This window comes from Arthrobacter sp. zg-Y1110, assembly GCF_025244865.1.
Lineage (GTDB): Bacteria > Actinomycetota > Actinomycetes > Actinomycetales > Micrococcaceae > Arthrobacter_B.
Genome location: NZ_CP104272.1, coordinates 715,399 through 738,236, shown reverse-complemented (window position 1 = coordinate 738,236; position 22,838 = coordinate 715,399). Strand labels below are relative to the sequence as shown.

The window sequence follows — 22,838 nt, the reverse complement described above, 5'->3', positions numbered from 1 at the left end:
TCTACGGGGGCACGGAGTGGCGGTCCGCGGTGGCACCGCGGCCACCATCACAGATCAACGACCCCGATACCGTCCGCAGGGGCATTCCCCGAGAGGAAGCGCGACAATGGGGCATGGACGAACGTGGCGCGCTACTTAGAGCGGTGAAGGTATTTCACACGTTTGCATGGTTCACCATCGAAAGCTGCATGGTCTACGTCCTGTACTCCGGCGTCCGGAAGCGGTCCGATCGGAGGGCTGGGATCGCGGCCGCAGTGGTGGCCGTGGAGTCCTTGATCTTCGCAGGCAACGGATTCCGCTGCCCGCTTACGGCGGTGGCACGCGATCTCGGAGACAGTACAGGCTCGGTCACCGACATCTATTTGCCGCGATGGTTGGCCAGAAACCTCCCGGCCATCCACGTTCCGCTGATCATTATTGCGGTGGTCCTGCATTGGCGGAACATCAGGGGGCGGCAGACGGCAGCCGGCACCGCGGGTGGTACGGACGCTGCCCGCGCCGGCCGCCGTCGTCGTTAGCCTTTGCCCTTCCGCATATCCCCCAGCTGTTGGGCCAGGCCGATCAGCTGCCATTCAGAACCGGGACGGCCGGCCAGCTGGATCCCCACCGGCATCCGTTCCGTGTCCTTCCAGACGGGAACAGACAGCGCCGGAACGCCCAGGACGCTGAAGGGCACCGTGAACGCGAGCGCCACGTCCCACACCGTGTCCCACCCCGCGCCGAACGCTTCACGTTGGCCGATCCTAGGCGCCGTGACCGGCGACGTGGCACATAGCAGCAGGTCGTGGCCGCCGAATGCCCCCGGCACGTCGGAGCGGAGCGCCTCCATCTGCCCCAGGGCACGGCAGTACTCCCAGCCAGGCACCTCCTGCGCACCCCGCAGCCGTGCGAGCACTTCGGGCTGGTAACGGCCCGCATCCTGCGCCAGGTTGTCGGCGTGAAGCGCCGCGGCTTCAGGGCCCTGGATTGTCGGATACAACCGGTGCGTCAGTTCGGTCCAGGACGGCTCGTAGCGGGTGACGGAATGGCCCAGCGCGGCCAGCGCGGCGCTGACATCCTGGAGCGCATCACTGACGCTGTCCACTGTCTGTGACCACGGCGCACCGGCAAGAAAACCGATGCTCAGGGGCCGGTACCCCGGCTGCGGGGACGGCGCTTGCCCGCTGAGGGCCGCCCAGAGGTCGGCAATCCCCTGGATGCTGCCCGCCATCGGGCTGACCGTGTCCAGCGACGGCGAGAGCGGGAAGATCCGCTCGATACTGGTTGCCGCGTAGGTGGGCCGCAGGCCGTAGATCCCGCAGAAGGCCGCCGGCGTCCGCCCAGATCCTCCCGTATCCGTGCCCAACGCCAGGTCCAACGCACCGCAGCCGATGGCCGCGGCGGATCCGGCGCTGGAGCCGCCGGACATCAACGACGGGTCGTGCGGGTTCCGCACGGGTCCCGCGGCGGTAACGTCACCGGTGGGACCGTAGGCATATTCGTGCGTCTGCGTCTTCACCGCTGGGACGGCACCGGCCCGGCGCAGGGCCTGGACCACGGGTGCGTCCGCCACTTTAGGGGTGTCGCGGCCCCACTCCGAACCGTAGCGGCTGGGTGCCCCGGCCACGTCGATCATGTCCTTAATGCCGACCGCCCTACCCGCCAACGGAGATCCCGCGCGACGGGCAGCCGCGATGAGGTCGGGGTCCAGCTGCGCGGCGTCGATGTGCGCGACGGCGTTCAGCTCCACTGCACGGGCCAGGCTGTCTGCGGACGGCGGATCGACCAGATGGCTGTGCCCAGCCAGCAGCGACGCCGCGGTGTCCAGGGTCAGGTGTCCGGCAGCGGGTGTCCCGCCGGTCACCGGACCGTTTCCTGCGCGGAGGAAAGCCGGCGGCTCAGGTGGCCGGGCTTGACGAAGGCCATGGCCACGACGCCGATGCCGGTGGCGATGGCTGTGGCGACGAACATTGAGCCGAAGCCGTGGGCGCTGACCAGGAAGCCGGTGAGGGTGGGGGCGGCAACCGCGGCGATGTTGGCGATGAAGTGGGTCATGCCGCCGAAGGTGCCGGTGCGCTCAGGCACAGTATCGATGACGACGGTCCAGTAGACGGCGTTGGGAAGGGAATTGAGCGCGTTGCCGATGGCCATCACCAACAGGATCATGGCGACGGAGTCCAGGGTGGGGATGAGGCAGAAGCACAGCGTGGTGAGGGCGAGGGAGCCCATGGCGAAACCGCTGCGGGCGATCCACAGGCTGCCGGTGCGGCGGCGGAGCCAGTCACTGATGCGGCCGCCCAACAGCACGGTGACGCAGGCACCGATCCAGGGGATCATCCCAAGGTACCAGAGCGAGCCCAGGGAGAAACCGAACTCGGCCTGGAGATACCGCGGCGTCCACGTCAGGATCATGAAATTCACGTACATAAAGGCGAAGTAGCCGATGGCGTTGCAGACGAGGGTGCGGCTCTGGAAGAAGTTCCACCATTTGAGCTGCCGGGCGGCCTGGTCCACCGTGGTTTCCCCGGCCAGGGTGTCCGTCTGGTCCCGGATCACGGCCAGTTCTGCTGCTGAGACGCGCGGGTTCTCTTCCGGGGTATTGGTGAAGATGCGTAGCCACCAGGCCAGCCACACGAGTCCGATGACGCCGAGGATGATGAAGACCCAGCGCCAGGATCCGGTCAGGGCGATCAGCCCCACCGCCACCGGTGCGGTCAGCAGCGCGCCCAGTGGGGTGCCGAGCAGTCCCACTGCGGACATAAAGCCGCGTTCCTTCACGGTGGCCCAGTTGGCGACGGTCCGGTTGACCGTGGCATAAGCCGGCCCTTCGGCAAGGCCGAAGGTGATGCGGAACAGCGCGAAGCCGATCAGCGCGGAGCCAGCCAGGGCGACGCCCACGTCGCCGGCAAAGACCACGCACATCACCAGGATTGACCAGGACAGGGTAGCCAACGTCCAGGTGAAGCGGGGGCCCTTCTTATCCGCCAGCACGCCGCCGATCAGGGCACCGAACATGTAGCCGTAGCCGAAGAAGCCCAGGACCTTGCCCCAGTCGGCCGGGTCCAGCCCGTACTCGCTGATGATCCCGTCGGCGGCGTAGGAGATTGCACCCCGGTCTATGTAGTTGATCACGGTGATCACCACGATGCCGAACAGGACGACCCACCGGAAACGGTTCACGAACAATCCCCGGCTGGCCGGGTTCACGCTGCTCACGATCGGAGCTGTCTTGTTATCCATGTCACAGGAGCCTAGGGGCCTGAACGCCAAAATGCAATCGATTGCATTACTGCCCCGCCGGCAACCGACTGGCCGTGCTGCGCTTACGTTTGTCTTTGCGTGGACTCGCGGATCACCAGTTCCACCGGCACCGTGGCTGAGACCGGGTTCTCCCCGTTGATGCGGGCCAGCAGGGCCTCGGCCGCCCGCGCCCCGATCTCGGCCATGGAAGAACGGACGGTGGTGAGGCCGACCGGAATTGCCCTTGCCAGCGAAATGTCATTGAAACCCACCACATACACGTCCCGGCCCGGCAGCAGGCCCGCCCGGTAGAACTCCCCGAGGGCACCGATGGCTGCGGTGTCGTTGACTGCAAAAAGCCCAAAGGGTGCATCCAGCTGAGCCATGAGCTGCTGGGCGGCGGCGGCGCCGTCTTCGGCATACAGGCCGCCGTCGAGCACCAGCTCCGGCGCGAGGGTCCGCCCGCGGGCCCGGAACCCGTCCCGGAAACCCTGTACGCGCCTGGCCAGGTTCCCCGCGTACGGCATTCCCGCATACACGGCGACCGGGCCCGGGCAGACCTGGGCCAGATGCTCGGCGGCGAGCATCCCACCCTGATAGTCGTTGCTCGTGACCGAGGGGTACCCGTCCAGCGGACGGTTGAACAGGACAAACGGGAGGCCCAGCTGCCGGACGTTGTCCAGGAAGTCCGAGTCGCTGCGGGCGTCGCCGATCAGGACGCCGTCCACGCCGCGCTGGAACGCCATCTCCAGCTTCGCGACCTGCTCGGCCGGGTCATCGCCGGTGGGCACCACGATGCTCTGATAGCCGGCGGCCGCTAGGACCTCGTCGATGCCCTCATGCATCAGGGCCAGCACTTCGTCACGCAGCCGCGGCACAAACACTGTTACCAGCCGGGAGGAGTTGGTCCGCAGCGACGCCGCGGTGAGGTTGGGCCGGTAGCCCAGTTCTGTCGCGACCCGCCAAATGGCGCGTCCCTTGTCCGTGCGCACCTGGTCCTCCGGCTTGCGGAGTGTGCGGGACACCGTGGAGATATCCGAGTTGCTCGCCCTGGCGATGTCGGCCATGGTGACGCGTGGCGCTCCGGGCGAGGGGGACGGACTGTTAGGCACAGGCGTCAGTCTACTGGCGGCGGGAGCGGGGCCGTTCCGGTGACGCCCGCCCCGGGCGCTGTAGGCTGTGAATTCGCTTTAACTCATGCGTCTTTCAATCACTAATATGGGGCAGCAAATGGCTACGAAAATATTCGATGTCGAAATTCCGGATGGTCAGCATCTCGGTTTTTCGCGGGATACGGATGGCGCGTACCGTGCCCATCTTTTCGACGATGAAACGAACGGTCTCGTCGGCCATGCGGAACTTTTCGAACACGATACGGACGAGGCTCAGACTCCGCGCGTCGAGTACGTCTATGTCTCGGATTCGGAACCGTCGAGAGGGCATGACCTTACCGACAAGGAACTCGAGGAGACTATCGAGGCACTGCTCAACCTTGGAATCGTCGCTGCCATGCTCGCTATCAAAGCAGCACCCCATGTTGCCGGCTGGTGGCGCGGCACAGCCATGCCTGCCTTGAAGTCGGCTGGCGGCAGCGCGCGATCGGCAGTGAAGTTGGCCAATGAAAAGACTGTCCGCAGCATCCGCTCGAAGAGCGACACCGCACTGCTCACCCTGAAGTCAGCCTGGCCCAAACTGCATAAAGATCCGAAGGCGGAGAACACCGTCCTCACCGGTCAGACCGTAGCGGCCGGATCCGAGAATCCGCGTCGTCCCGCTCAGTTGGAAACCGCGTTCACGGAGTATCGGTCCCGTATGGGCAGCGCCGAAGCACGGGAACGGTTTGTCGCCACGCTTGTAGCGCGGGCCTTCAGCGATCAGCAGATGCAGGCGTTACGCGACGCCACCATCGAGGACAACGGTGATTTCCCCGGCCTGGGCGATGCAATGAAAGCTCTCACGCCGCAGCGCGTCGGAGAGACGATTTCCCTGATGTTGGAGAAAAACCCGTCGCTGCTCGAACCTCAGTCCATTTTGGAACTCCGTGCCATTTTCGGCGGCGGCAACGAGGGCCTGGCATTGCGGATCGAACGGCCGCAGACTGCGGAGACGCTGTAGAGGCTTAGTCCGGGCGCGGCGCGGAGGGTGCAGAACCGGTGCCGCTCGCCCCGCCTCCAGGTGTATGGCGGCGCGCAGCTTGGGCATCCCGGCGACGACAATGCGTTCGGCGGCTTCGTCCTGGAAGAGGGCCTGCGCGAGCTGGGTGATGGCCTGCCGGGAGGTCCGCTCCCCCATGCCCAGCCCCACGCGGTTGGCGATGATCTTGCGGTCCAGCAGCCAGGTCTGGACCTCGGGGCACTCCGTGGTCTGGCAAGAAGACAGGGAGTTCGACGACGTCGACGCTGGCGCGGGAGCGCTGGGCGTTCTCAGCCCTCATGGTGTGGCCAGCCCGCGAGTCCGCTAGCTCAGAGCTCTATCCACCCCCGGGCCAGGGCGAGCACGCCTGCAACGGCTCCGGCCAATGTAATAAGGAAAAGGATTAGCTCCCCTCCCCGGAACACGCGCTGCCCTTGTTCACGGCGGGCAATCACGAACAGGACGGTGGCGGGGGCGTAGAAGATCATCGAAAGCAGCACCAGGGGCAGCCCGGCGGCATAGACCAGGAACACTGAATAGATGGTGGCAATGACGGCAATGACCAGGTCGCCCCGCCGGGTGCGGCTCGGGGCTCCTTCATACGTTTCCCCGCTCCAACCGAGCTTGAGGGCGTAGAGGGCCGCGAAAAGGAGGGAAAACAACGTCAGGACCGCGGTCATGTCCAGTGCGAAGTCGAAGGCGTCCTCGGAGAAGTAGGTGATGACCATTACCAGCTGGCTGAGCAGTGTGCTCAGCAGCAGGGCGTTGACCGGGACATCGTCCTCACTGACCTGGGACAGAAACCGCGGCATGTCCTTCTCCCTGGCGGCCACGTACAGAACCTCCGCTGACATCAGGCTCCAGGCCAGGTAAGCCCCCATCACCGAGATAATCAGGCCTGCGCTGACGAACACCAGCCCCCAAGTCCCTACCCCCGCTTCCAGGACGCCTGCCATGGATGGTTGGCGCAGCTCGGCGAGCTGTTCCATCGGCAGGACCCCGTAGGAGACGATCGTGACCGAGGCAAAGATGGCAAAGACGCTCAGGAAGCCGAGGATGGTTGCCCTGCCAACGTCCTCCCGCCGTCGGGCATGGCGCGAATACACGCTGGCACCTTCAACACCCAGGAACACGAACACCGTCACCAGCATCGTGTTGCTGACCTGCTCGAACAGCGGCCCCGTATAGTCCGCCCCGTTAAGGTTTCCTGCGAAGACGGCGGGGTCGAACAGAAAGACAGCAAACAGCACAAAGACCAGGATGGGAACAACCTTGGCGATCGTGACTATCCGGTTAATGGCCGTGGCTTCCTTGATGCCGCGCCTGATCAGGAAGAAGAATCCCCACAGACCGGCCGAGGACAGCACGACGGCGAGGAGGGTGTCCCCTGCGCCCAGCTGCGGAAACAGGGCTCCCAGCGTGGACATGGTGAGCACCCAGTAGGTGACGTTTCCAACACAGGCGCTGGCCCAGTAACCCGCTGCGGAGAAGAACCCCACGTAATTTCCGAAGCCGGCCTTGGCGTAGGCGAAGACCCCCGCATCAAGGTCTGGTTTGCGCATGGACAGCCGCTGGAACACGAAAGCCAGCATCAGCATGCCGGAACCCGCAATCAGCCAGGCGACCAACGCACCCCACACCCCGGTTTCCTCGGCGAAGCGCTGGGGCAGGGAAAACACCCCCGCCCCGACCATGGACCCGATCACCACAGTGGTGAGGGTCAGCAGGGAGAGTTTGGCCGCTGGGGCTTTGTCCCCTGAAGCAGGCGCATTAGACACGGTTCTTTTTCCAATCGGATGTGGCGGCCACTGAGGCAACACCGCTTAGACATCTGTGGAGGGACGGACCGCTTCCTGCGGAGGCTCCTCCGTCAGCGGCTCACCACAATCCTCTCAGAGGGAGACGGCGGGGTCCGAATCGGCGGCCAGCACCTCGAGCCAGTTGCCGAAGGGGTCCCTGCAGTGGAAACACGTGTACCCGTCAGAGATGGTGCGCTCACGTATGTCCAACTTGACGCCGTGACCGGAATTCCGGTGTCGGACGCGGCCGCGGTCAAGTGCCAGCCGCCGCCAGCCGTCGTCGTTGTCAGTCGAGGGGATCCCGGATGATCGGGCAGGTCATGCAGTGCCCGCCGCCGCGGCCGCGGCCGAGTTCGGCGCCGACAATGGGGATGACCTCGACGCCGGCGTTCCGCAGTGCCGCGTTGGTCTGGGTGTTGCGGTCATAGGTGAACACCACGCCCGGTTCCAGGGCGACGGCGTTGTTCGCGCTGTCCCACTGCTGGCGTTCGGAGGCGGAGTAGTCGCCGGCGGTCTCCACCAGGCGCAGCTTTTTGTAGCCCATGGATTCGGCCACCACATCCACGAACCGGCGGTCGCGGTGGTCCCGCACCTCCAGGCCGGGGCTGCGGTCCGAGGGGTGGATGGTGAAGGCGTGGATGCCGTCCACAATGGCCGGATGGATGGTGGCCAGGTCCCGGTCGGCGAAGGTGAACACGGTGTCCAGATGCATGGCGGCGCGCAGCTTGGGCATGCCGGCGACGACGATCCGTTCCGCGGCCTCGGCGGCGAACAGCGACTGCGCCAGCTGGGTGATGGCCTGGCGGGAGGTGCGCTCCCCCATGCCGATCAGCACGGTGCCGTTCCCCACCGGCATCACGTCCCCGCCTTCCAGGTAGGCCTGGCCCCAGTCCTGTTCCCCGTCGCCCCACCACACGGTGGACGCCGCGTACTCCGGATGGAACTTGTAGATGGCCTGCATCAGCAGGGTCTCGTCGTGGCGTGCCGGCCAGTACAGGGGGTTCAGCGTCAGGCCTGCGCCGACCCAGCAGGTGGTGTCCCGGGTGTAGAGCGTGTTGGGCAGCGGCGGCAGCAGGTACTCGGGCCGGCCCGAGGATTCCCGGGCCAGCGCGATGTAATCGGTGCGGTAGTCGGCGGGGAGGTCCGACGTCGCGAGCCCGCCGATGAGGTAGCGCGCCAGGTCCGCGCCGGTCAGCGAATCCAGGAAGGCCCGGGTGCCGGACACCAGCCCCAGCCCGACCCGGTTGGCGATGATTTTCCGGTCCAGCAGCCAGGTCCGTGCCTCGGGCAGGTCCATGGTCTGGCCCAGCAGGTCGTGCAGTTCGACGACGTCCACGCCGTGGTTTTCCATCTTGGTGACGAAGTCCGCGTGGTCGCGCTGGGCGTTTTCCACCCACATCACGTCGTCGAAGAGCAGGTCTTCCCGGTTGGTGGGGGTCAGCCGTTCGTGGGCCAGGCCCGGTGCGCAGACCAGGACCTTGCGCAGTTTGCCGACCTCCGAGTGCACCCCGTAGGCGGCGGCGGGCGAGGTGGGGGCGGGGGAAGGCATGGGGAACTCCTTTATCAGCAGGCTTACCAGCATCCTCGCAGAATGGTGCTCCGGGTCCGAATCGACGAGGAGGTTCGGACCCGGCCACTCGCACCTACCAGCTGAACGCGAGCAGCAGTAGAGCTGCTGGGTCCTAACCATCAAACGGCCTGCACGTCTCGCCAGAGCGGAAGGAATCAAGGTACTAGTGCCGCTCCTCCGGGTCAGTGATGGAATGCCTTATTACGAGGATAATGTGGAGCGAAGCTGTGACGCGCAAGAGCTGCACACTGTCAGTCCTTGGTCAGATTCTCGGACTTTGAATGCCCTCGTTAGCCCCCGGAGATCATGGCAATACAATTGACGAAACGCCTCTAGAACACGAATACCCTTCAAACATGCCGTGGGCAGTCTGCTGAAGGTCCGAGCACTGAGATTCGACCGTTTGGCAATCTGAATATCCCCACCTGAGGAGTCCTATTATGAGTACCGTATTCAAACCCGTCGGATGGAAAGTTCAGGGGCTGGTCGACAGCGTCGAGTCAGGCGTTGTGCAGTTGCCTGATCTGCAGAGACCGTTCGTATGGCCCAAGTCGAAAATCCGTGATCTGCTCGATTCCATGTATCGCGGCTATCCAGTGGGTGAATTAATGTTCTGGAACGTGTCGCAGGAGGACTCTTCAAGAACAATCTCCGGGGCCACGGGCCGGATAGGAAGCCACCAGATCATTGACGGGCAGCAGCGGTTAACCAGCTTGTACGCGGTCTTCAAGGGTGCGATGGTGAGGGACGCAGATTATAATTCCAGGCGTATGTCGATTGCCTTCAACCCGCTCACGGAAAAGTTTGAAGTTACTAACACTGCGATTGAAAAGTCTGTGGACTGGATCAGCAACGTGTCGGAGTTTTTCGGAAATACATATAAGACCCGCCGATCATTCAAAAAACGTTATGAGGAAGCTCGTGGTGAACTAACCGAGGACATGGAAGAGCTCATCGAAGAGCGCCTTGGCCGGCTGGATAGCCTGCGCAACTATGAATTCACTGTGGTTGAAATACAACCGGACGCAGATAAGAAGGTAGTCGCGGATATCTTTGTGAGGATCAACTCAGAAGGAGTCAGCCTCAAAGCCTCCGATTTCATTCTAACCTGGCTCAGTGTTTTCTGGCCCGAGGGCAGAGAGCTATTGGAGCGGTTCGCCCGGGATTCACGCCTGACGCCCCAGCGTGCGAGCGAGATTGCCGAGCGTCCCGTTTCGTGGACTCCAATCAACAACTATCTTGCCGTCGACGCAGGGCAACTAGTGAGAGTACTAGTGGCTGTCGGTCAGAACCGGGCGAAGCTCGGCGACGCCTATAACGCCCTTCAAGCCAAGGACCGTAGCACCGGATTCGTTGTACCGGATCGGCAGGAGATCGAGTTAGCCAAGCTCAAAGCGGCACTGCCGTTGGTACTGAAGGAACTCCATTGGACCGAGTTCATCCGGTGCCTGGCCGTAGCCGGTTTCAAGTCACGAAAAATGGTCACCTCGGACATGAACATTCTGTCCAGTTATGCTCTCTGGATTATGGGGCGCACACGTTTCGGCGTGGATATTACAACTCTGCGTAACCTCATGGCCCGCTGGCTCTTCATGTCCCAGCTATCTGGACGTTACACCGGAAGCGCGGAAACTCAGCTACAGAAGGACTTGGATAGGTTAACCGCTATCAGCGGCAACGAGGCAGGCAGTTTTGTCTCAACACTTGAAACAGTCATAGATGCCGAACTATCCGAGGACTTTTGGACGCTGCGGATGCCCGATTCGTTGATCTCGTCGTCGTCAGCCCTTTCCCCTTCTTATCAGGCATATCTGGCCGCCCTGAACATCCTCGATGCGGACATGTTTATGCTCAATAACAAAGTTCAGCAGTGGATGGATCCTGCCCTGCCAGCGACCAAAGGGACCGAGGGACACCATCTGAATCCCCGAAAATACCTTGAAAACGTCGTCGGTATCCGAGATCTGAAAAAAATCAACCAGGTCGCCAACTTTGCGCCCACGGATTGGAGCACGAACAACCTAATATCCGATCGTGAACCTGCTGACTATTGGCCCGCACTGGTTAGGGAACGTGGCTTCGATGAAGAGTCGTTGCGGCAACAGATGTTCTGGCACGCCCTCCCTGATGGCTGGGAAGGTATGGACTACGAGGAGTTCCTTTACGAACGGCGTATCCTCCTAGCTCAGGTGACTAGGGCGGGATATGAACGCCTCAGGTGGGGGCAGTCAGAGGCTCCAGCTGTTATCCCTCTGACGGCAAGGTCGTCAGCTACTCACGCTGAGAGGGACATCGCGGAGCTGATGGAAGCAGGGGTCCTCTCATCTGGTGATCTCCTCAGCCCGGTCGACGATTCCATCAGAATGCGAGCCGAGGTAACCGATGACGGAGTAGTTGTCATCGACGGTCATGAATTTGCAACTTTGAACGCGGCGGCCCACCACGCGGGTGCAGACAATGTGCCCGGTGCTGAGTTTTGGCAGGTCGAGAATCCCGAAGGAGAACAAGTCGCGATACAGTCCCTGATGGCCGGGGCGCTATAGATGCCTCGACACCACAGCGAGTGGTGACGTACCAATAACGCCATAAAGGCTGTGATTTAGAGTGGCCTGCACAGGGCGGATACTGCGACGGCAGACAGCACAGGAACCGGTCGTTAGCGAAGCGGGCACGGACCACCCCGTCCACACAAGGAGGAGTGGTCCGTGCCCTAATCCGTGACTTGCGGATTAGGGCACGGACGGCCGGCGGTTGGAAACGCTAGATGTTCCAGGCCGCGGGTACGGAACGGGAGTAATCCACGCCACCAAGCGCCGCGAAATGCGCCTTCGCGGACTTGATTTTCGCTACCTCCGACGGACGTAGCCTCGAATCATCACTCGTACTCTTCGTCTCCCGGATCATATAAACCCTGTCCTGACCGCCCTCCTGCTTGATGATCGCCCAGTCAGGGTTGTACGGGCCCACCGGAGTATCGATCTTGAACTTCGAGGGCAGCTTCATAAACAGCTTGATGTCCTCACGCGAGTCCAAAAGTTCGGCGAACCTGCGCTCGACATCGGAATCGAACACCACATAATCAAAGTCCGTCTTCCCTGTTTCCTGCACCTGGTACATCTGGTCAAGGAAACGTTCCTTCTCTTCCTCTCCGTCCTTCTGCAACTCACGCAGCTCATACACGGAACCGGCGATCTTCTCGTACTGGATACCCTCAACCACGATCTTCGCCAGCTCGCCCTGCAGCACCCGCTTGGCCATGGAAATAAAATCATTCGGATTCGTGATGAACTCGGACAGACGTCCGCTGCCCACCAAAATATCGATGATGGTTCTGCGGGTCAGGGAGGTGGCCTCCTGCAGTTCCGTGATGATGTCGGGCAGATCATAGCTTCCCCGAAGGTCCGCATCCCGGCTGCCGAGTTCCTCACCCTTGGCACCACCGCGCAGCACCCGCACCCCCGCCCGCGTGACATGGATGCGCAAAGGATCGATCGGCGGCGCGTCCTGAATAGCTTTGATCGAGTTCTTCAGGAGCTCGTCCCGGCCTACGCTGACACGGTAGGTGGTCCGGCCGCTGATTGCTTCCCAAAACTCCTCAAACTCCGGGGTCGAATACAACGCTTTGTTGAGCTTTCGTGCCCGGCGCTTACTTGCCGGACGGACGTACTTACCGATGTGCGCGCGCCTGATGAGATCAGTAACCTCATCCTCAAAAATCGAGTACTCCTCGGGCAGGTGAAGGCTGAAGCCCAGCGTGTCCGGCTGGAACGCCGAGGTGACCGCGCCAGCCTGGTCAATGAACCCCTTGCCTTTCAGGTGCTCCCAGACCTGGGCCGAGCGCTGGAAACCGAACCGGTCATCGGTCATCACCCCGTCCTCGTCCCGGAGTAGGATCTTGGCGAACTCAGCCCTGCGCACGCGTCCGATATCGACGCCTGCATCCTTATACTCCTTCTGCAGGCTGTCAGCGAATTTCTTATACGACTCGTTCGCGACCACTGTGAGGGTCGCTATTCCTCGCTCATCAACACGCTGGTAACCCGTCTTGGTTTCCGCCACGGGCAGGCGGAGGCCGCGGCCCAATGTCTGGCGGCGTTCCGTCTCGGCGCCCATCTCCCGCAGGGTGCAGATCTGGAAGACATTCGGGTTGTCCCAGCCCTCGCGCAGGGCCGAATGGCTGAAAATGAACCGGCCCGGTTCATTCTCGTCCAGCAGGCGTTCCTTGTCCTTCATGATCAGCTCATAGGCATCATCATCAGCTTTGGTCGCACCCGAAGAGTCTTGGAACGCGGTCTTCTTACCGCGTTTGATCTGGGAGAAGTACGCCCGGCGAAGCTCCCTCGGATCCTGCGGCAGCAACTCCTGGTAGCGGGCGGACTTGGCCCGCTCTTCGATGAACACCTCGTCGAACCAGCGGGCGAAGTCCCCGTCCGCGTCATCGTTGGTCATACCGTCGCCAAGGTAGCTGGCAACTTTGTCCACGAAGAACAGGCTGAGCACCTTGATCCCACGGCCTCGGAGCAGCACAGCTTTGCGCAGGTGCTCACGGATCGTCTCGCGGATCATCTCCTTATAAATCGCCCCGGTCGACGCGCCAAGGCTCTCCCCCTCGTAAAGGAATCCATGCTGGGTCAAGTCAACACAGGCCGGGTCAATGCTCATCTCATTGATTCGCCACCCCTCGTAGACAGGGTTGTTCGTCAGGCGGGCATCAGAGAGTTCCTGATGCTGCTTCACGTTCACAATCCGGCGGGCAACGGTACCGTCAGCCGTGCGAACCGACAGTTCCAGTCGGGCCGTCCAGGACGGCTCCCGCCTGACCTCCACCAACTTGATATAAGGGGATGCGTCCGCGCCCTGCTGCTGCACGTCCGCAACCACGATCTGCTTCACCAAACCCAGATCGTGAGCATCCACCGGATCCAACCGGTAAACCACATTGCGCTGCTTCGCGTGCGTGGCGCTATACCGCAACGTAAACACCGGATCGAGTTCACCCACCGCCGACTGGGAGAGCAGCGACTCCATGTTCTGCGGCTCATCCATGATCACCACAGGTCGCGTCGCCTTCAAATAATCCAGCGGACGCAACCCGTTCAGCTTGTCCCGGGCCTGATGAATAATCCGGGTATTGGCATTGCCGCGGATCGAGTCAATGGTCATGACCAGGATCTGCACATTGGTCGACGTCGCAAATGACTGCACCTCTTCAGCCGTCTTGCCGCTGTAAACAGAGGAAACGAAGTTAACCCCGTACTGCCTATACAGGTTCTCAAAATGGGAACGCATCAACCGGATACTCGTATTCACACCCTCGCGGATAGCGACACTGGGCACCAGAATCACGAACTTCGTGAAGTTATACTTCACCGCCAGCTCAAAAATCGTACGCAGATACACGTACGTCTTACCCGTACCGGTCTCCATCTCGATATCGAAATCAAGGGAATCCTCGTCGAAGAGCTTAGAGACGACTTCCAGACCGTTGCGGTCCTGCACCCGCTGCAAATTCGCCAGGATCAGGTCACGATCGAGCACCAGGCTGTTGCCAACAGCCCCTACCTCTTGCATGAGATCAATCTCCAGGGCTGACTGGTCATCGTCAGCCAGCACTGCTGCACCGCGCAGCGTTGTCACCAGTTTCTGCGCGTCCTGCGGCTGCCCGTCAAAGAGGTCAACCACCGACGCAATAGCCTCAAGCTGATACGGCTGGCTCGCGTCAAACTGGAACCCTGCCCCGCGTGCTACGCCGTCCACAGGTCAACTCCCCGGCCCTTGCACAACTGCGCCAGATTCGTCTTCAACTCATCATCACCCTGGAACACGTCCTCCAACACAATCAGACGCTGCGGATCAGCCTCCACAACCGCCCGAAGCTGCTCCAACGACGGCTTCACCTGCTCATCCAGATACGCCAAAACCAGGCCTCCCGCCACAGACCGCAGCTCCAGCCCGGCAATCTCCACCAGACCAATCTCTTCCGTCAGCGAGTAGCCCTGCTTCAACAACAACTCCGTCAGCAAATCATCCGCCGACGCCCCATCCGAGCTGTTGCTGTCACGCCACTCCAACAAACGCTGCTCAAAAGCATCCGGCTCAACATCACTCGACAACCGCCACTTCGAAAAACATGTGTCATCGAGACGGTAGGACCTGAATCCCAGATCCAGAGTGGGTTCATCCGCATTGTTCAGGCGGGAGTTAGCATCGTGCACAGCTCGTTCCCTAACTAGCGCGATTCGCCGACGAGAAACCTCAGAGATCGTGGCATATCCAGCGTTGTCCGCAACAGACCCTTCGGGCACAGGCTCCGGAAGCTGAACTGAAATCCATTTACGGGATCCCCCATCGGCCAAGTTCTGCTCAATCACAGCCTGAGCTGTTGTTCCCGATCCGGCAAAAAAGTCAAGAATGACCAAATCCTTTGACGGGTGCAGGGATAGCAAGTGCCTAATTAGACCGACCGGTTTAGGATGATCGAAGATCTTCTTTTGCCCAAAGAGATCCGCGACTTCCTTCGAGCCTGATGCATTAGTGAATCCCTCGAACCAAGCTTTTTCCACTTGATAGATGCTCTGGTCGTCAGCCGCATCAAAATAGATCTTTCTAGCCAAAATATTTCCGTCATAGTGAATGAATCGTTCTTGATCCGCTTCAAACTTTTCGCGAGTCCACAACCAACGACCTTCCTCACCGTTGACTTCCTTAGGCAAAAGGATCTTGGCGGTGGAGCGAGGCTCAGTTGTTGAAAGTGACCCGTCAGTTGCAACATAAATAGGGAACCACATATTTGGACGCGCTTTGCGGGTGGCATCCGAACCACTCGCCTGAAATTGGCCCAGTCGATACTTTCCCCATTTATCATGCAGGGGATATTCCTTCTCCCCAACAAGCTTTCTTTGAAGCACGGTCTGCGATGAGCGCGAGTAAATCAATACATAATCGTTTAGTTTACGCATCGCTGCCTCTGATCGCGTAGCAGCGGCGCCAGCACCAGTCTTGCGGGGCGCAAGTGCAACGTAGTTCGACTCTCCGAATACCTCATTACAGAGCTTCTTCAGGTTATCGACTTCCATATCGTCAATAGAAATGAAAATAAGACCGTCGTCGGCCAGCAGGTTGCGCGCAAGCTTCAGACGTGGGTACATCATGTTGAGCCAGTTGGAATGGTAGCGACCCTCGGTCTCGGCATTGGTGGAGAGTTTTTTACCTTCGTCGTTGACCTGGCGCGTCCACTCCAGATAGGTGTCGAGACCCTCCTTAAAGTTGTCCGGGTAGACGAAGTCCTTACCCGTGTTGTACGGAGGATCGATGTAGATCATATTGATCTTCGCGTGATAGTGCTTCTGCAGGATCTTCAATACTTCGAGGTTGTCACCTTCGATGAAGACGTTCTTAGTGGTGTCCCAGTCCTTCGAGTTCTCGAAGTCAGGCCGAAGCGTCGCGGTCGTTGGGTCCTGTGCCGCCCGCAGGGCACTCTTCTTCCCGGGCCAGAACAGACCGAAACGCTCGTTACTATCGGCAGCATCGCCGTCGAGCAGTTCCTTGAGCTTCTCGACGTCGACCTTGCCGTCGGCAATGGCTTCCGGAATCAGATCGGCGAGCTGCTCCGCAAGCTCGGTCTGAAAATTTGGTGTTGTCGAGGGTATTTCGTGGACGTCGTCCGTCATGTGATTACTTTCTTTCCTGGCTAGTGTAAGTTTGGTCGGTCTTATACAGGGTTGGCTCAGGCATCAATACGCCAGCGAATCGTGAAGAGATGCTCCGTGGTCTGCGTACCTTGAAGGGACTGTTCGATCAGTTCGAGGTACTTGTTTGCCTCAGCACGTAGCTGTTTAAGGACTCCACGAAATTCCTCATCAGCTTCCTCAGCGCGTTGCTCCCACTTGCGGGCTTCCTTCTTGAGCCGGAGCTGTTCCATTGGGTCGTCGGCCTGGCGCGCACGTTTGCGAGCATCCTTCTCCATCGCGCGGTACTCGCGGATTTTGCCCTCGTGCTCTGCCTTGCGGTCTTGTTGGTTACGGTAGATCAGCTCTTCCTGCTGGTCGTAGTACCGCGAGTTACGGCCCCGTACCTCGCGTTCTAACTCAGTGCGGCGCACCGCCAGTTGCGGCTCGAATTTCCCCTGTTCGATCCGCACCTCCACATCGCCAACCTCAGTGCAACTGAGGTCAAGAATGTCAGCAACGTATTCCTCATCGAGCCATTGTCCGTCGTCAGTGAGGCCACCGGCGAGTACATACGATTCGGCGATATCCTCGTCCCGGGCCCTCATCGTGAACGTCAGGAGGTCGACGGTCAGTTCCCCGCTAGCGCCTGCGAGTTCCTTTACCGAGTTACTAGCGCGCGCTGACTGGCTGAGCGATAACGTCAGCTCTCGAGCCGGGGTGGCGTGGCTCTTCGCGGTTCCGAGAACATGTTGCGCCAACGGACTCGCATACCTGTACTGGTACGCGTTGTCCTGCGGCTTCGATTTGAAGAAGTACCGCCCCGTGGAAGTTTCGACAATCGGTGCTGTGTGGAGGACGAAGGTGCCGCCGTCGCCCTCGAAACTGGCCTGTTCCGCCAGCTCATGGCGGGTGACCGCGAGCAGGAGGCGTTCGAACTTATTAAGCACCTCTCCTGACTGGGCGTCGTAGGCTTTGAGTCGATCCTGAACGTGCGGATCCAGGTTATCGAAGACCTTTGCCTTCGCCTTCTCCATCTCACTCGAAATCTCAGTGGCATACTGTCCCTCCAGCTCCTTGAAAGCGGAGTCCAATTCGCCGGCCGTCTTGCAGTTGGTGAGGATATCGCTGATCCGCTTCTCGAAATCCAGTCCGTCCTCGATCGCACCGAGTACTTCGTCGCTAGCACCGAACACGCTCGAGAACAGCTTGAACTTGTCCGTCAGCAATTCCAGAATTCGTTGCTCAGCAACGTTGCCCTTATTCGAGAAGTTGACGACCACGACGTTGTGCTTTTGCCCAAAACGGTGCACGCGGCCGATGCGCTGCTCCACGCGCTGCGGGTTCCAGGGCAGGTCATAGTTAACTAGCATCGAGCAAAACTGCAGATTGATGCCCTCGGCTGCAGCTTCAGTGGCGATCATGATCTTGCCCTGGTCACGGAAATACTCCACGAGTGCCTTGCGCCGATCGACGGCGACAATCCCCGTAGCCACTTCCCCGTCCTTATTTTTTTTGAGCCATTCCTGATAAATGGCGGTTTGCTCCGGCGAGTTGTTCGACCCGTTAAACAGCACCAATCCTTCGCCGCGTCCCATGCCGGTCAGAGTCCGGGCGATGTATTCCTGCGTCTTCGTCGAGTCGGTGAAGATGATTGCTTTCTCAGGCGCTCCCAGCTCGCGCAACCGTTCAAAGCCCCGGTCGAGGGCTTCGGCGAGCTTGACTGCCTTCTGGTTCTCCGTGATCGAGCGGGCGAGGGCAGCGTAGTCACGCAACTCCGCAACCTCCGCTTTCATGGCCGTGAGTGTGTCTTCGTCCAGATAAACAGCCGGCTGCACTACGCCGTGCTGTCCATCGGCTGTTGCACCGCCGACTTCTTCGGCTTCTTCGAGCACCTCGCCAGTGAGTTCGTCGTCCGCTATGAACTCCGCAGTAAAAAGGCCGCCCCTGCCATCCCGCCGCTGCCCGGCGGCTACCTCGTCTGCCAGACGATTAGCAATGTTCTCCAACGTGCTTGCGACAGCGTAGGTCGAGGATCCCAGGCGCTTACGAATGATCAAGGCGGAAAGATGACGCTGGCTATCAGCGAACGCGAACAACTGCCCACGCTGCAGATAATCGTTCACCAGGTCATACAACCGAGCCTCATCCGGCGACGGGGTGAACTCCACCGTGAGCGGCATCCGCTTAGTGAAGTGAATGTACTTGTCCGCATCCCGACGAAGCGTTCGCTTCGAGATCGCCGCCACGCGTTCGACCAAATCATTATCACCGGTCATCTCACGGTTCTTGATGTACCGCTCACGGAACGCCTCGAGCGAGTAGAAGTAGGAGGGGTCGAAGATGGAGACCAGGCCGTAGAGTTCCTCGAGCTTGTTCTGCAGAGGCGTTGCCGTCAGCAGGACCGTTTTGCGCGCGCCCTTAACGATATGAGCGACGGCCTCGGCTGCTTTTGTCTTACCCGTCCAGTGATTGCGCAATCGGTGCGCTTCGTCAGCGACTACAAGGTCCCACGATTTCAGCAGCGATAACTCATTCCGCAGCGCAAATTCATAGGAGCAGATCAAAACTTGCGCTGAACGGGAACCCGCTTGCTTAAGGAGCTCATCCTTGGATTTGGGTTCGAGGATGGTCGACGGGATAAGGAACTTCTCATAAAGCTCCTGCTGCCACTGTTGCCGAAGGCTCGACGGAGCAACAATCAGGATGCTTCGCCGACGTTCTGCCCAGTACTGCGAGATGACGATGCCTGCCTCAATCGTCTTTCCGAGGCCCACCTCATCGGCCAGAATCACTCCCGGCAGGAACGGCGTCTGCAGCGCAAACAATGCTGCATCTATTTGATGTGGTTTCGGTTCTACCTGAGCGTCAAATAGCAGCCCGGCCAGCTTGCCAACGTGGTCATTCGCGTAGCTCCGCTGCAGCTCGTGGGCATAGTACTTTGCCTGATAATCGCTGATGCTGGGCTTCATTTGGCAACCTTGACGCGGACCGGCGGCGTCCAACCAACCGAGGGCACCTGGGCACAGGAACGATTTAACACTGCCGCGATGGATCTCATTCTTGTGTTGCTCCTCCATACCCACGGTGGGGCAATATTTCCTGCTCAAAGCAGGTAGACCGGGACGTCTCCAAGGCTACCGACGCCCTCTGACACTGCTGGGACGCCGCGCCGCGACGGGATACTCACGGCCATTGGATTCCGCCGGACGGTGGCACCCATCCTCGCCATTTTATCGCTCGCCGGCCGCGAGAATCACGCTGGCTGCGTTGTGTACCCGACGCATGATGCTCTGCTGCCGGCGCCGGTAAGCGGCTCGGTCACCCCGCTTCAAAGTGCAACAGCGCTAGCGTCGACATAGACGTCGCCAGGCATTGGCCGGTGCAGCTTCCACGTGATAGCGATCGGCTTTGATCCCGTGTGCGACATATAGTCCATTTGCCCCAGGCAGGTGTAGGCCATGGTCAAACCCGAGTCGTCGTTTTCACGAGGGCGGGTGAACAACAGCACCTGGCTGCCTGCCTTCTTGTGGTCCAGATACCGCCGACCGGTTGGACTTCCGGGAGCCGTCGCGTTCTGGGATTCCCAGTGGAACACCTCAGGACTCATCGCATAGTCCTTATACATGATCGACGCCGCCCTGTCCTTGGCATCCTTTTCGAGCGTGACGAAGAAGGCGTCAGTCTTTGTGTTCTCACACCAAGCAACACCCTCCCGGTGTCGCGCCCGGCGTCCTTCCAACGAAAGGTAACCCAAAGCAGCGAGGACTTCCTCGCGCCGGTAGGTTGCGTGGGAGTACAGCGGGACGTGCTGGAGGCCACGGCCCAAGCCTTTGGGCGCGTAGCGGGACCGCTGGATACCTAATTCCATGAGCTGCTGGATTTCCGAAACAACGGGCGGAAGTGAGCGCACGAAATCCAGTCCGGCGTCATAATCCGAGAAACCGCCGCCTTCCGGCCACAGGGCGAAAAACAGCATCCGGGCCAGCGTCTGCTCCCGGTTGCTCAACTGGTCATAACGTGGAGAGTCATCGGAAACGAGACGGGCATAGGTTTCGGCCCGTTCTAGATCGTCGACGCATAGGAACGTCGTCATGCGCCGAAGGAGAATAGCCTCCTCTGCCACGGACAGGGCGGATTTTCCCGCAATGACGGCATCCGGGCCATAGACCAGGTCGATGAGACCCGCGTCCCGGAGCAGCGCCGTCCATGATTCGCCGGTCTTCCGGTAGATATCTTCCAGGCTGAGCCCCGATTCACGCAGGAAGTCCTCGAGTCTAAGCTCTCCATGGGACTGCACATCTGCGACGAGCTGGCGCCTGTTGAATCGGAGCTGGGTACGAATGTTGTCGAGGATAATCTTCTGCGCCACCCTGTCCAGCACAATCTGCGAGCCGGACGGAAGATAGGGGAATTCATCCTCCACAGCCTTTGCGAGCGTTTTGCGTCCCAACCCGGTAAGTGCCCGGAGTTTGGTCTCAAAACGGAACTCGCGATGCTGTTGCCCGATGTAGTCCAGCACGGTGAGGACCGCTTTGTCCTTTGCTCGGCGCAAGCCGCGGCCGAGCTGCTGTAGGAAAACGGTTGAACTCTGCGTCGGACGAAGCAGCATGATGGTGTCGACTTCAGGCAGGTCCAGTCCCTCGTTGAAGAGGTCGACCGCAAAGATGCAGTTCAGTTCTCGTGTACGGAGCCGTCTCAGCGCATCTGCCCGTTCATCCTCCGGGGTGTTCCCTGAGACGGCGATGGAAGCAATCCCGGCTCGGTTGAAGACCGCAGCCATGTATTCCGCATGTTGAACCGAAACGCAGAAGCCCAGTGCGCGCATCTGCTCTGTAGAAGTGACCTTGTCCCGCAGTTCCTTGATGACTTTTGCAGCACGCGCATCGTTGCCCGTATAGAGACTGCTCAGCTGGCCGACGTCGTAGTTTCCGCGTTTCCATTCAATCTGCGAAAGATCCACATCATCGGAGACTCCGAAGTAGTGGAAGGGCACGAGCAGGTCGGCATCCAGCGCATCCCACAGTCGCAGTTCACTGGCGATGCGGCCGCCGAAGAACTGCTCGGCAACGTTGACGCCGTCGCCTCGCTCCGGGGTAGCTGTCAGGCCCAGCAGCTCCTGAGGACGCAGGTGGTCGATCAGCCGCCTATACGTCGGCGCCTGGGCGTGATGAAACTCGTCAATGACGACGACGTCGAACGCGTCCGGGGCGAGCTTATCGATGCCGTAGGCAGCGAGGGACTGGACGCTGGCGAACACCTGCCTCCACGCCGTTGGGCGGTGATCACCGACGAACAATTCACCAAAGGATCCGCTCTGCATCACGTCACGGTAGGTATGCAGCGACTGTTCCAGGATCTCTTTCCGATGCGCCACGAAAAGAAGCGACAAAGGCCTCCCTGCTGCCTCGCAGAGCCGCTTGTAATCGAGTGCGGCGATAACCGTTTTCCCGGTGCCTGTTGCTGCCACAAGGAGGTTGCGGTGGTATCCATGGACTTCCCGAGCGGCGTCCAGCTCTTCCAGCATCTCCTGCTGGTGGACGAACGGCTGAAGTTCCAAGCCGGTAGCTGCAGCCGGGCGTGACGTGGATTTACCGCCGTTTCGGGCCAGAGCGGCGTCGAGTTTATCGCCGTCCCGCACAGGGTCGTACGTCTGAAAAGCCGACTGCTCCCAGTAGCTATCGAAAGTGAGCTCAAATTTTTGCAGCAACTCTGGTGTGCCGACCGCTGAGAGCCGGACGTTCCATTCCAGTCCGTCGAGCATGGCCGGGGCGCTGAGGTTCGAGCTGCCCACATAGGCTGTATCAAAACCCGTGTTCCGCCGGAAGAGCCATGCCTTGGCATGCAGCCGGGTGGCATGCGTTTCGTAATTGATCTTGATCTCCGCGCCGTACTTCACGGCGAGTTCATCAATGGCCCGGCGTTCCGTGGCACCCATGTAGGTGCTGGTGAGGACCCTCAGCTTCACGCCACGGTCCCGCAGCTCGGCCAGAGCTGGTTCAAGCAGCCGAAGCCCGGTCCAGCGGATGAAAGCGCACAGCATGTCCACCGTGTCCGCTGACCCCATTTCCGTGCGGATTTCGGCGGCAAGGTTGGGGTCGTCCTTACCGTTCGTCAACAGTGCAGGCTGGCTGAGCGGTGTTGAGGGACGGCGGAGCTGGCGACGTCGGAGGCCTTCCTCCGCGAACAGGGAGGTCAGCTGTTGAGGTCCTGGCTCCAGCCTGTCTGCACCGAGGCGGCTAAGCAACGAGTTGGCCAATGCGACCCGGTCTTCGGGGCTGGCTTGGTCCAGAGACTGCCGGACCCTGCGTGCGATGTGAGCGGACAACGCTTCCGAGGACAGTGAGTCCGGGACGGGCTCGAGGACAGCTTTCACCCCGGACTGTCCAGCCAATGCCTGTCGGAGATTATTCGTGTTGAGAAGCTCGTAGAGACCTTCCGGCATGCGTT

General features: G+C 60.6%; 12 protein-coding genes and 1 pseudogene. 3 read left to right on the top strand and 10 right to left on the bottom strand.

What is annotated here, in order from left to right; translation table 11 throughout:
* Positions 1–188 precede the first annotated feature (188 nt).
* A complete protein-coding gene (locus N2K99_RS03445; protein ID WP_260554790.1) occupies positions 189–518 on the top strand; it encodes a hypothetical protein in 330 nt (109 codons plus the stop codon).
* Here N2K99_RS03445 and N2K99_RS03440 read toward each other — a convergent pair.
* The 3 genes from N2K99_RS03440 to N2K99_RS03430 all read right to left on the bottom strand — a co-directional run bounded on the left by N2K99_RS03440 (position 515) and on the right by N2K99_RS03430 (position 4,331).
* The gene (locus tag N2K99_RS03440) at positions 515–1,843 is read right to left on the bottom strand and encodes an amidase (protein ID WP_227933879.1); all 1,329 of its coding nucleotides are present in this window, start codon (positions 1,841–1,843) and stop codon (positions 515–517) included. The genes N2K99_RS03445 and N2K99_RS03440 overlap by 4 nt on opposite strands.
* Positions 1,840–3,219: an MFS transporter gene (locus tag N2K99_RS03435; protein WP_227933878.1), complete on the bottom strand. Its 1,380-nt coding sequence runs from the start codon at positions 3,217–3,219 to the stop codon at positions 1,840–1,842. The genes N2K99_RS03440 and N2K99_RS03435 overlap by 4 nt, the downstream gene beginning before the upstream one ends.
* An 83-nt stretch (positions 3,220–3,302) precedes the next feature.
* Complete coding sequence (locus N2K99_RS03430; protein WP_227933877.1) at positions 3,303–4,331, bottom strand: LacI family DNA-binding transcriptional regulator; 1,029 nt, start codon at positions 4,329–4,331, stop codon at positions 3,303–3,305.
* 118 nt (positions 4,332–4,449) lie between these two features.
* Between N2K99_RS03430 and N2K99_RS03425 the strand changes: the two genes are divergently transcribed.
* A complete protein-coding gene (locus N2K99_RS03425) occupies positions 4,450–5,334 on the top strand; it encodes a hypothetical protein (RefSeq protein WP_227933913.1) in 885 nt (294 codons plus the stop codon).
* A 114-nt stretch (positions 5,335–5,448) separates the two neighbouring features.
* Here the strand turns inward: N2K99_RS03425 and N2K99_RS19040 are convergent.
* The 3 genes and pseudogenes from N2K99_RS19040 to N2K99_RS03410 all read right to left on the bottom strand — a co-directional run.
* Positions 5,449–5,511, bottom strand: a pseudogene (locus tag N2K99_RS19040) (hypothetical protein); the annotation flags it as partial.
* Between the two features lie 170 nt (positions 5,512–5,681).
* Positions 5,682–7,130 carry a basic amino acid/polyamine antiporter gene (locus N2K99_RS03415; protein WP_227933876.1) on the bottom strand — a complete coding sequence of 483 codons (1,449 nt, stop codon included), beginning with the start codon at positions 7,128–7,130 and terminating at the stop codon, positions 5,682–5,684.
* A gap of 307 nt (positions 7,131–7,437) precedes the next feature.
* Complete coding sequence (locus tag N2K99_RS03410; protein WP_227933875.1) at positions 7,438–8,700, bottom strand: arginine deiminase; 1,263 nt, start codon at positions 8,698–8,700, stop codon at positions 7,438–7,440.
* 461 nt (positions 8,701–9,161) lie between these two features.
* Between N2K99_RS03410 and N2K99_RS03405 the strand changes: the two genes are divergently transcribed.
* Complete coding sequence (locus N2K99_RS03405) at positions 9,162–11,264, top strand: DUF262 domain-containing protein (protein WP_227933874.1); 2,103 nt, start codon at positions 9,162–9,164, stop codon at positions 11,262–11,264.
* Between the two features lie 217 nt (positions 11,265–11,481).
* Here N2K99_RS03405 and N2K99_RS03400 read toward each other — a convergent pair whose 3' ends face one another.
* The 4 genes from N2K99_RS03400 to N2K99_RS03385 all read right to left on the bottom strand — a co-directional run bounded on the left by N2K99_RS03400 (position 11,482) and on the right by N2K99_RS03385 (position 22,833).
* On the bottom strand, positions 11,482–14,478 hold the full coding sequence (locus N2K99_RS03400; RefSeq protein ID WP_227933873.1) for a DEAD/DEAH box helicase family protein: 2,997 nt from the start codon (positions 14,476–14,478) through the stop codon (positions 11,482–11,484).
* Complete coding sequence (locus tag N2K99_RS03395; protein ID WP_227933872.1) at positions 14,466–16,391, bottom strand: site-specific DNA-methyltransferase; 1,926 nt, start codon at positions 16,389–16,391, stop codon at positions 14,466–14,468. The genes N2K99_RS03400 and N2K99_RS03395 overlap by 13 nt, the downstream gene beginning before the upstream one ends.
* A gap of 56 nt (positions 16,392–16,447) precedes the next feature.
* Entirely contained in the window at positions 16,448–19,360 is a 2,913-nt protein-coding gene (locus N2K99_RS03390) for an SNF2-related protein (protein ID WP_227933871.1), read from the bottom strand.
* Between the two features lie 359 nt (positions 19,361–19,719).
* Positions 19,720–22,833, bottom strand: a complete 3,114-nt coding sequence (locus N2K99_RS03385; protein ID WP_257793685.1) for a DUF3427 domain-containing protein — start codon at positions 22,831–22,833, stop codon at positions 19,720–19,722.
* Positions 22,834–22,838: the final 5 nt, after the last annotated feature.

Bases quoted from the DNA above. Each gene is read 5' to 3' on its own strand.
- N2K99_RS03445 (WP_260554790.1), top strand. From the start codon at position 189: ATGGTCTACGTCCTGTACTCCGGCGTCCGGAAGCGGTCCGATCGGAGG.
- N2K99_RS03435 (WP_227933878.1), bottom strand. From the start codon at position 3,219: ATGGATAACAAGACAGCTCCGATCGTGAGCAGCGTGAACCCGGCCAGC.
- N2K99_RS03425 (WP_227933913.1), top strand. From the start codon at position 4,450: ATGGCTACGAAAATATTCGATGTCGAAATTCCGGATGGTCAGCATCTC.
- N2K99_RS03410 (WP_227933875.1), bottom strand. From the start codon at position 8,700: ATGCCTTCCCCCGCCCCCACCTCGCCCGCCGCCGCCTACGGGGTGCAC.
- N2K99_RS03405 (WP_227933874.1), top strand. From the start codon at position 9,162: ATGAGTACCGTATTCAAACCCGTCGGATGGAAAGTTCAGGGGCTGGTC.
- N2K99_RS03395 (WP_227933872.1), bottom strand. From the start codon at position 16,391: ATGACGGACGACGTCCACGAAATACCCTCGACAACACCAAATTTTCAG.
- N2K99_RS03390 (WP_227933871.1), bottom strand. From the start codon at position 19,360: ATGAAGCCCAGCATCAGCGATTATCAGGCAAAGTACTATGCCCACGAG.
- N2K99_RS03385 (WP_257793685.1), bottom strand. From the start codon at position 22,833: ATGCCGGAAGGTCTCTACGAGCTTCTCAACACGAATAATCTCCGACAG.